5 protein-coding genes and 1 pseudogene are annotated in these 8,228 nt (G+C 48.5%); 3 read left to right on the top strand and 3 right to left on the bottom strand.

What is annotated here, in order from left to right; all coding sequences use genetic code 11:
• A partial coding sequence (locus tag HN413_16210; GenBank protein ID MBT3391943.1) for a glycosyltransferase occupies positions 1–1,425 on the top strand: 1,425 nt, incomplete at its 5' end.
• A 94-nt stretch (positions 1,426–1,519) separates the two neighbouring features.
• On the top strand, positions 1,520–2,602 hold the full coding sequence (locus tag HN413_16205) for a hypothetical protein (GenBank protein MBT3391942.1): 1,083 nt from the start codon (positions 1,520–1,522) through the stop codon (positions 2,600–2,602).
• A 638-nt stretch (positions 2,603–3,240) separates the two neighbouring features.
• Here the strand turns inward: HN413_16205 and HN413_16200 are convergent.
• Positions 3,241–4,914: a polysaccharide biosynthesis tyrosine autokinase gene (locus tag HN413_16200; protein ID MBT3391941.1), complete on the bottom strand. Its 1,674-nt coding sequence runs from the start codon at positions 4,912–4,914 to the stop codon at positions 3,241–3,243.
• 102 nt (positions 4,915–5,016) lie between these two features.
• Positions 5,017–6,984 (bottom strand): DUF4012 domain-containing protein, encoded by a 1,968-nt coding sequence (locus tag HN413_16195; protein ID MBT3391940.1) that lies wholly within the window; start codon positions 6,982–6,984, stop codon positions 5,017–5,019.
• A gap of 70 nt (positions 6,985–7,054) precedes the next feature.
• Between HN413_16195 and HN413_16190 the strand changes: the two genes are divergently transcribed.
• Positions 7,055–7,513, top strand: a complete 459-nt coding sequence (locus HN413_16190) for a hypothetical protein (protein ID MBT3391939.1) — start codon at positions 7,055–7,057, stop codon at positions 7,511–7,513.
• Positions 7,514–7,701: 188 nt separating this feature from the next.
• Here the strand turns inward: HN413_16190 and HN413_16185 are convergent.
• A pseudogene (locus tag HN413_16185) lies at positions 7,702–8,031 on the bottom strand (hypothetical protein).
• Positions 8,032–8,228 lie beyond the last annotated feature (197 nt).

Genomic DNA, 8,228 nt, shown 5'->3' with positions numbered 1-8,228 from the left:
CGTACTGCTGATATTGCCGCAAATTTTGGGGTGCAGGTTGTTCGTCAACAAAATGCTGGCCCTGGGGGGGCACGTAACACCGGGGTAGCCAAAGCTCGGGGTGAAATATTAGCCTTTACCGACGCAGACTGTGTCCCCGTTCCGGAGTGGTTGTTCCATCTGGTCGGCGCGTTTGATGACCCACAAGTGGTTGGTGTTACAGGCACCTATGGCACGCATCAAACAGAACTGATCCCGCGTTTTGTGCAGCAAGAATATGCTGCTAAGTATCGGCGCACTGCCAGAAGCGAGGTCATTGATTTGGTTGACACCAATTCGGCAGCCTATCGTCGGGAAATATTTTTGGCAAATGGCGGGTTTAATGCCACCATGACTGTTGTGGAAGATGTGGAATTATCGTTTCGTCTGGCATCACAGGGATATCGGTTGGTTTTCGCGCCAGATGCAGTTGTTTATCATTATCATGGCACCGATATTCGCACGTATGTGCGCCGCAAATTCCGCAATGGCTATTGGGGCTGGTTTCTTTCGCGAAAAATGCCAAGAAAAAGTGTTCAAAACACACACAATCCGCCAAGCCAGTATGTGCAAATTGTTTTGATGGCATTAATATTGGGCACTTTTGGTGCAGGATTATTCTGGTCTGCAGGTTGGTGGTTGGGGTTGGCCTGTGTGCTGTTGTTTTTTTTGAGCGCCATACCATTTTTAAACGAAGTTGCACGTTTTGACCCGCTGGTATTGTGGGTAGCGCCGTTAATGCTGATTTTGCGCGCCGCGAGTTTGGGATTTGGTCTTACCTGGGGAATTGTCTTTCCCACTCGAGAGAAGTTTGTTAGCTCGACAGTAATATCCAGACAAGTGAAATTTATTAAACGCAGTCTGGATATTTTGGGCGGCCTTTTAGGCTTGATGCTCTCATCGCCTATTGTATTGCTTGCTGCGTTGGCGATCAAGCTAGATTCGCCGGGTCCGGTTTTCTTATCACAGACTCGGGTGGGAATTCACCGTAAAATTTTTCATGTTTTCAAGCTGCGTACCATGCTTAATGGCAACGATGACGTTAATAACCCGGCAACAGAAAAACGCTCTGATGATCTGCGAGTAACTCGAGTGGGGCGTTTTTTACGGCGTTGGAGCATTGATGAATTGCCGCAATTCTGGAATGTTCTGGTTGGGGATATGAGTTTGGTTGGGCCGCGCCCAGAATTGGCTGCCTACCTAAAGAAATATCAGGCATGGCAGCTCAGGCGTTTTGATGTCAAACCAGGACTTACCGGCTGGTGGCAGATCCATGGGCGTAAACAGCCCATGCATGCTCATATTGACGAGGATATTTATTACGTAGAGAACGCATCCCTGCGTTTAGACCTGGTAATACTTTGGCGGACTATTTCTGCAGTTATCTTTGGGGAAGGGGCGATATAACCATGGGGAGGTTGTTTTTGTGAATGCTCAAAAACGGCAGTATCTATTTGCTAGCCTGCTTGGAATATTTTTTTTAACCTTGTTGGGTTTTGGTGTGAGTCAAGACCGAGACGCGATTGCGCCAGCTTATGGGCAACCCTGCTGGTTTTCTGAGGTTGATGTGCGTAATGAACAGCCAAAACATCCCGAAGACGCGCCTCCGCCCGATGCAGCGACTGCCAACTCTGGGGTAGCCCCGCTGTCCTTCCCTCTTCAACCCGATCACCTTAATTGGCGATTGGGATTGGGCTTATCGAATGGCAATGCGGAAATATGGGCGCAGCGCTTGGGCACAGGTTGGTATATCGACTGGAGTGTACAACCGCGCTATCCTGCGCAAATGCCGGAACATTGGCAAATGATCCGGCTGGGTCGCGGTTGTATTTATCCCAGACCGGAGGCAATTGCCTGGCTTACGCGACATTATCCCGGCGCAGTGTGGATTATTGGAAATGAGCCAGATAATCGGTGGCAAGATAATGTTGTTCCCGAAGAGTACGCACAGGTATATCATCAGTTGTACTCTTTACTCAAAGAAAATGACCCTACTGCCCAGGTGGCTATGACCGGTGTTACTCAACCGACGCCTTTGCGACTGGCATATCTGGATCGGGTGTTGGCAGCGTATTCTGCTTTATATGGTGAGCCGCTACCTACCGATTGGTGGACGGTGCATGGCTTTGTGTTGCGGGAAGAGGATGGAGTTGGGGCTGGTATCCCCGCAGGTTTTTCTGGTATCGAGGCAGGCCAGCTTTACACACCCGAAGATCATGGTGATGTGCGGTTATTTCAAGCGCAGATCATTGCTTTTCGCTCCTGGATGGCGGAGAATGGATATCAAGATACCCCCCTGGTGATTACCGAATACGGTATTCTGCTCTCCCCAACGTATGGGTATACGCCAGATGTCGTTGCACAATATTTGCTAGATACATTTGTCTGGTTAGATAGTGTTGCTGATCCGGAGATTGGATTTCCCGCTGATGATTATCACCTCGTGCAGCGTTGGGCTTGGTATAGTGTATATGATAATTTGTACACAACCTCAAATTTGGCAAACCTGAAATCCGATGCGTTGACGGAAATTGGCCATGCTTTTGTGCATTTTGCCCGAATTTCGCTTGAGAAGGCAAAATGATGCGGGGGCTTGTGATGGCAATGTTCGTTGGTATCGGCTATGGATGCGATCTGATGGCCTCTGACAATCGGGACAGTTTAGCATTACTTTTGCTTGCACTAATCTGAAATTTCAGAACTTGATTTTCAAGGTGCCAATTTTCCAGGTTCAGTTGGCTTGGGTCAGGGAGTAGCAATTTGCCTAGCAAGGGAAGTTCTCATTTGGGTAAGGGACTTCCTAAATCCTGCCTCGACATCTAGCTTCCTTCACGAAATGTGCGGGAGAACCCATTTTAGATTATCATTAACATGTCAGCATATTGACTGCCACGGTCGGAATGATGCAGAAGGTTTTTAGAAGGCTTGCGGTTGTGAGCAGCCATGTGGAAAGCCTTTTCCACGAGACAACTTTCCAGAGTAGGTTCCATCGCCCTGTTTTTGTCAAACGAACCCGGTTTAGATTATCATTAACATCTTGTACTATATTATCTGGTAATTTTTACGAAATTTGTGCCGGAACCCCTTTTAGTTATCAAAAACAGACTGAGTTTACATAAAACCTCAGGCGAATTTGCCTGAGGTTTTATTGTTTAAAAGTATCTGCCTTGACAATGTCAAACTACTCAACCTCGATTTGAAAGATGGCGAAAGCGGTTGTACTTATTGAACATTCGAAACTTCTCTGCGGCGCGAATTTGCGGGTTTGGCTTTTATTTTATTTTCTGGTTTATGCCGAAAGTAATTTTCATCCGAGTACTCAGATGCATACACATAATGATAGGGTGATTTTGTTGAGCGGATATTATTTACCACGACCCCCAAAATATTTGCCCCGACTTGTTGCAATTGCTTCACGGCTTGTTGAGCCGCAGCCAGACGGGTTCTACCCAGCGAGAGCACGAGAATAACCCCATCGACATGTTTGCTGAGTACGGCGGCGTCGGTCACTGCAGTCAGGGGCGGCGAATCAAAAATCACTACATCCGATTCTGTTTTAATATTGGAAATTAACTGATACATTTTATCCGAAGCGAGTAGTTCTGCCGGATTAGGTGGTAAGACCCCCGAGGTAATTACGGTAAGGCCAGTAGAATTGTTTTTACGCAGTACGCTCTCCAGATAAATATCTTCGTTCATGAATAGCGAGGTAAGCCCCCAGCGATTGGATATTTTTAGCTGATGGTGAATCCGCGGCCGCCGTAAGTCAGTATCAAGCAGAGTAATTTTTTTTCCGCTCTGGGCCAGAATTATACTCAGGTTGATAGCTACCGTTGTTTTACCATCTCCCGGTGTGGGACTGGTTACTAAAATTGTCGTCAGTGGATAATCTACACTGGCAAACTGGATATTGGTGCGCAGGGAGCGAAAATCTTCGGAAGCAGGCGCGCGTGGTTGCACTGCCGTAATCGGCGCATCACTCTCCTCCATTTTGCGGATCATGCCTAATACCGGCAATTTCAAAATTTGATTTACCTGATCAATATTGCGAATCGTATCATCCAGGGCTTCAATCAGAAAAATGCTGCCCACGGCCAGCATTGCCCCCACGACGCTAGCTAGCGCCGTATTCATTAGGATGCGCGGTCGAATGGGTATTTCGGGCGCATCAGCAATTTCAACCTGAACCACATTCGAAATCGTCTCTACTTCGGCCAGATTCACCTGCTCATAACTTTGCATAGTATTGGTATAGGTTTGTTGAGATTGAATTAAACTCAATTCCAGGCGTGAGCGCTCAATCGCCTGTGCCTCCGATTCGCCTAAGGCTGCAATTGAAGCCTCGAATTCGGCAATTTTTTGCTGAATCTCTTCCAGTTGCAACATCAGGCGTTCTTTTGTGCTTGCATAGCGCGCTTCTTGCATGGCCTGGTTCTGCGCGCCAAAAACGACGACGATCTCGTTGGCAATATCTGCCGCCCGCTGCGGGTTGGTATCCTCGATTGCCACATCGATCAATTGCGTATCGCGCACGGATTGCACGGTGATCATATCGTGTAAATCATCCAAATTGATTGCAAGTTCTAAATTAGCAACAACTTCGTTGAGTACCGGCTTCTTTACCATCATTTCTGCATAGGTTTGGGCAAGTCGCTGGCTGGTAAGCAACGCAGTGTAGGCCTCGCCAACCTGTGTGGCGGGTGCTTCACTTACAATGATCGTTGTAGATGCCTGATACACCGGCTGCATCTGTTGGCTGACAATGAACGCGGAAAGCCCGGCCAGAAATGCCGCAAGTAAGATCAACCAACTCCAGCGCCCGGTCAGCCGTAAATACTGCCGTAAATCGTCCGCGAGCAAAGGGGGTGGATTTTCGAGCATTATATTTGTTTCCATAATTCTCCTTTTATCAGATAACGAACAGACACCTTGTGAGTTACAAGCCAGAGTTCAGACTTAGTTCAAAATGCACAGATTGGTTTTGCAGCAAATCCTTATTCAGGGAAATTCCTGGATTGCTTCAAAAGTGATCTCGAATTCTTGCGTTCCCATCATATCACCAGACCAAACCCAGAACCCCGATTCACTATCTTGTGCCCAGCCTGTCTCTGGTTTAGTAATTTGATACCCAGAAGGTGGCTTGATTTGAAGCACCAGGGGTAGAGTCAGTAGCCCGGCCTGTTTCTGAACACGCAGCGAATAACTCAACGTGCCTGCCACGTAGCGTTGCAAAATCCTGGGGTTCAGTACCAACTCTAAAACAATATCTTGGTTTTGGGCACTGGGTAACACAAAAAAACCGCTCAACATTTGGGCATTTCCTTCGCCCGTTCCGGATGAGACCTCCCCGGCCCAATCTTCGCCACTCAGCAGCCATGTCCCTGAAACGGGGGTGGAATTTGTGCCTATAACAGCGGTATCAGGTGCGATATACGCGCGCCAATAATCCCAGTAGCAGCGTGCCTGCATATCGGCATAGACCCCGCTGCCATAATCGGCCTGGTGCACACAGGCAACTGCTTGTGTGCCATTATGGGTGTATTTTACAATCAACATCGCCGGAATCATTTCAGGATTTGAAAAATTTACCAGATAAGTAATTTGGCGTTGGATTACCGCATCGGTTTTATTGAAGCTGACATTGGAATCAACCAGATAAAGGAAATCGCCCTCTCCGGGATGAACACTGTGATCCAGGCCAATCTTTGCCAGCGCATTCTGGATTTCGGGCTGGTTCACATAAATTAAGATATGCCCCGCCTTGAGCGATTCCAGCGCCGCGCGTCCGATGTTCAGGAGCTTTTCCACATCTCGGAGAGCCAGAAAATTCTCGGCCAGCGCGCCTCCTAGTTGGGGCATAAAATCTTTGCGGTGCTGCCACCATTCCTGGCTCAACGCAGCATCGGGGGAGTCTGCCCAGGCCTGTTGCATCAGGTATTCCACATTTTCAGCGGTGACTGTTTCGGAGAACGCGGCTAAATCCAATTCTCCCAGATGGTTGAGTAACATTTTTACGGCTTCCTGATCGACAGCGATCACGCCATGTGTAGCCTGACTGGTAGAGAGGGTGTATAAATCTTGCGCGCTGCGCGCCGCGGTGGGGAAATCGGGCGACCAGTTGGCATCCCGCGGCAGCCACAAACCGGCCAGCATAAATTGATGCAAGGCATCTGGCGGTGGGGGGTAGTTTTTTGCAAAATCGTCCACGGCGTAGGAATCTTGCATTGTAAGATTGACAATATCACCTGCCGCAAATTCGGCGATGCCAATGCCGGAGATAAACCCCCCTGTGGCACGCAATTCATCCCGGTTTTGAGCTAGCACCAGGTAGGCGCGCGGCTGCTCCTCGCTGCCCAGTAAATCTGGAATCAACATCAGGATTTGTAGCCCTTGTTGTATTTCTGTATATTGTTCATCAAATTGCTGGATTGCATCGCCAAGTTGATGGGGGAGTTGCGCTGTTTCAATCTGTGGGCGAATTGCCCGGGCGTTGGCCAGTGCTTCGGCGGCGCGTGAAATTTCGGGTCGGGCTTCCGAAAGGACCCTGTAAATCTGTTGCAAATAATCTTCGTTGAGTGTCTCTGCCTGGGTCATGGCGAGGATAGGCGATAAATTCGTGTATACTAAATGGCCTGCCTCGGCCAGATTTGCCGAAAAATGCAGCAGAATAGGCACCTGACCCAGAGATTTGCCTATACCTGGCAAGGAATTTGCTACCTTGAAGACAGGCGTTAGCGGCCAGGAAAGTCGGCGTAATATCTGTAAATCGCGGTCCAGCACCGGAAGGTGGCTGCCCCAAGTGTTAAATTCTGTAACCGAAAACATATTGGTGGAATTAACAGATGTATAGACCGATGATTCTTCAACGAGATGAATGGTAAAATAGAAAAGTGCATCTGCCCACAGAATGCTGGCAACGCTAATAATAAAAAAGATGAAATTGCGCACGCGATGTGGTTTTACCACTGGAAGAGACTCCAACAGCCGTAACTATTGTATTGTGTGGAGCGAACTGGATGCTCCATCGGGAGGCAAGATGAAAAAGTCATTGATTCAAAAACTGGTTGTAATTGTGCTTGCTGTCGTAGTTGCAGCTTTGGGTAATTTTGATAATCAATTGGCCTGGGCAGGCTCACTCAACCAAACCGTGCCAACGGCGACACCTGCGCCTAGCCTTACGCCATCCGCCACGCCCACTGAACTTGCATCTGTGACACCAACAGCCACAGAATTAGCATCGGAAACGCCGACAGAAATGGCATCGGCTACTAGCACAGACACGGTAATTGAAGTTCCAACAATTGCTCTCGAAAGTGACAGCACCGGAAGCGGCGAAGGCGATACCCCTGCAGACGATGCGGCTCGGAAACAATTAGGCCTGATTCTGGCCGTAGGCACAGTGGTGGTTCTTGGTGTTGGCACCGCGGCAGGGCTGGGAATTTGGTGGTTGATAAAATCCAATTCGGCGAAAATGCCTCCGCCACCGAGCGATTAAAGTTATTGCAGGTTTGTACTATGAAGTGTTTGGTAACGTGTCACGCTACCTGAATAAATTATACCAAACTCTATTGCTATACACTCAACACTTACCTTGCAAAATTCGTGCCCGCTTGCCCCGAAAAGCACACCCTTCTTTTGAATTCTCGCTACAGAATATTCTGCAATTGTGGTGTTGGACGCGAGTTATCGAATCTCGCCTACTTGTGTAGCAGATGAATTGGGGGTTGTATTTGTGTGCAGGTTGATTGTTTTTGCTTGTGTTAGCATCTGCGATACCCACAATGCCCCGGGCAATGTTTCTAGCATGAGGATGAAGCGCGTGATCGCCACCAACGTGAGGGCTTGCTCGATGTTGGCGCCAAGTGAAATATACATGGCCGACATACTGACTTCGCGCAGTCCTAGTCCGCTGACTGAAATTGGTAGTAGCGAGAGTACATAGGTTAATGGTCCGATGGCGACGACCTGCAAATATGTGACTCTAATGCCCAACTTTACCCCCAACACCCATACACCAGAGAACTACACCATGCGCGCCACCCAGGAAGACAAGAAAGCCAGCAAGACCGATCCGGGCTGATTGCGCTACACCAGAACTGCCTTATTAGCTTGTTTGAGCCACTGCGATACCAGGTGGTGAAGATTGTTAAATACTGCAGGCTGTTAATGATAATCTAAAACGCGCCCACTAAGGTCAAAAACGCGCAACG

The organism is Chloroflexota bacterium, assembly GCA_018648225.1.
In the GTDB taxonomy this organism is placed as follows: Bacteria; Chloroflexota; Anaerolineae; order Anaerolineales; family UBA11858; genus NIOZ-UU35.
Note: the sequence above shows the minus strand (reverse complement) of the source record. Positions and strands in the feature narration are given on the sequence as shown.

Coding starts and splice junctions, on each gene's coding strand:
- HN413_16190 (MBT3391939.1), top strand. CDS start 7,055: ATGAAAAAGTCATTGATTCAAAAACTGGTTGTAATTGTGCTTGCTGTC.
- HN413_16200 (MBT3391941.1), bottom strand. CDS start 4,914: ATGGAAACAAATATAATGCTCGAAAATCCACCCCCTTTGCTCGCGGAC.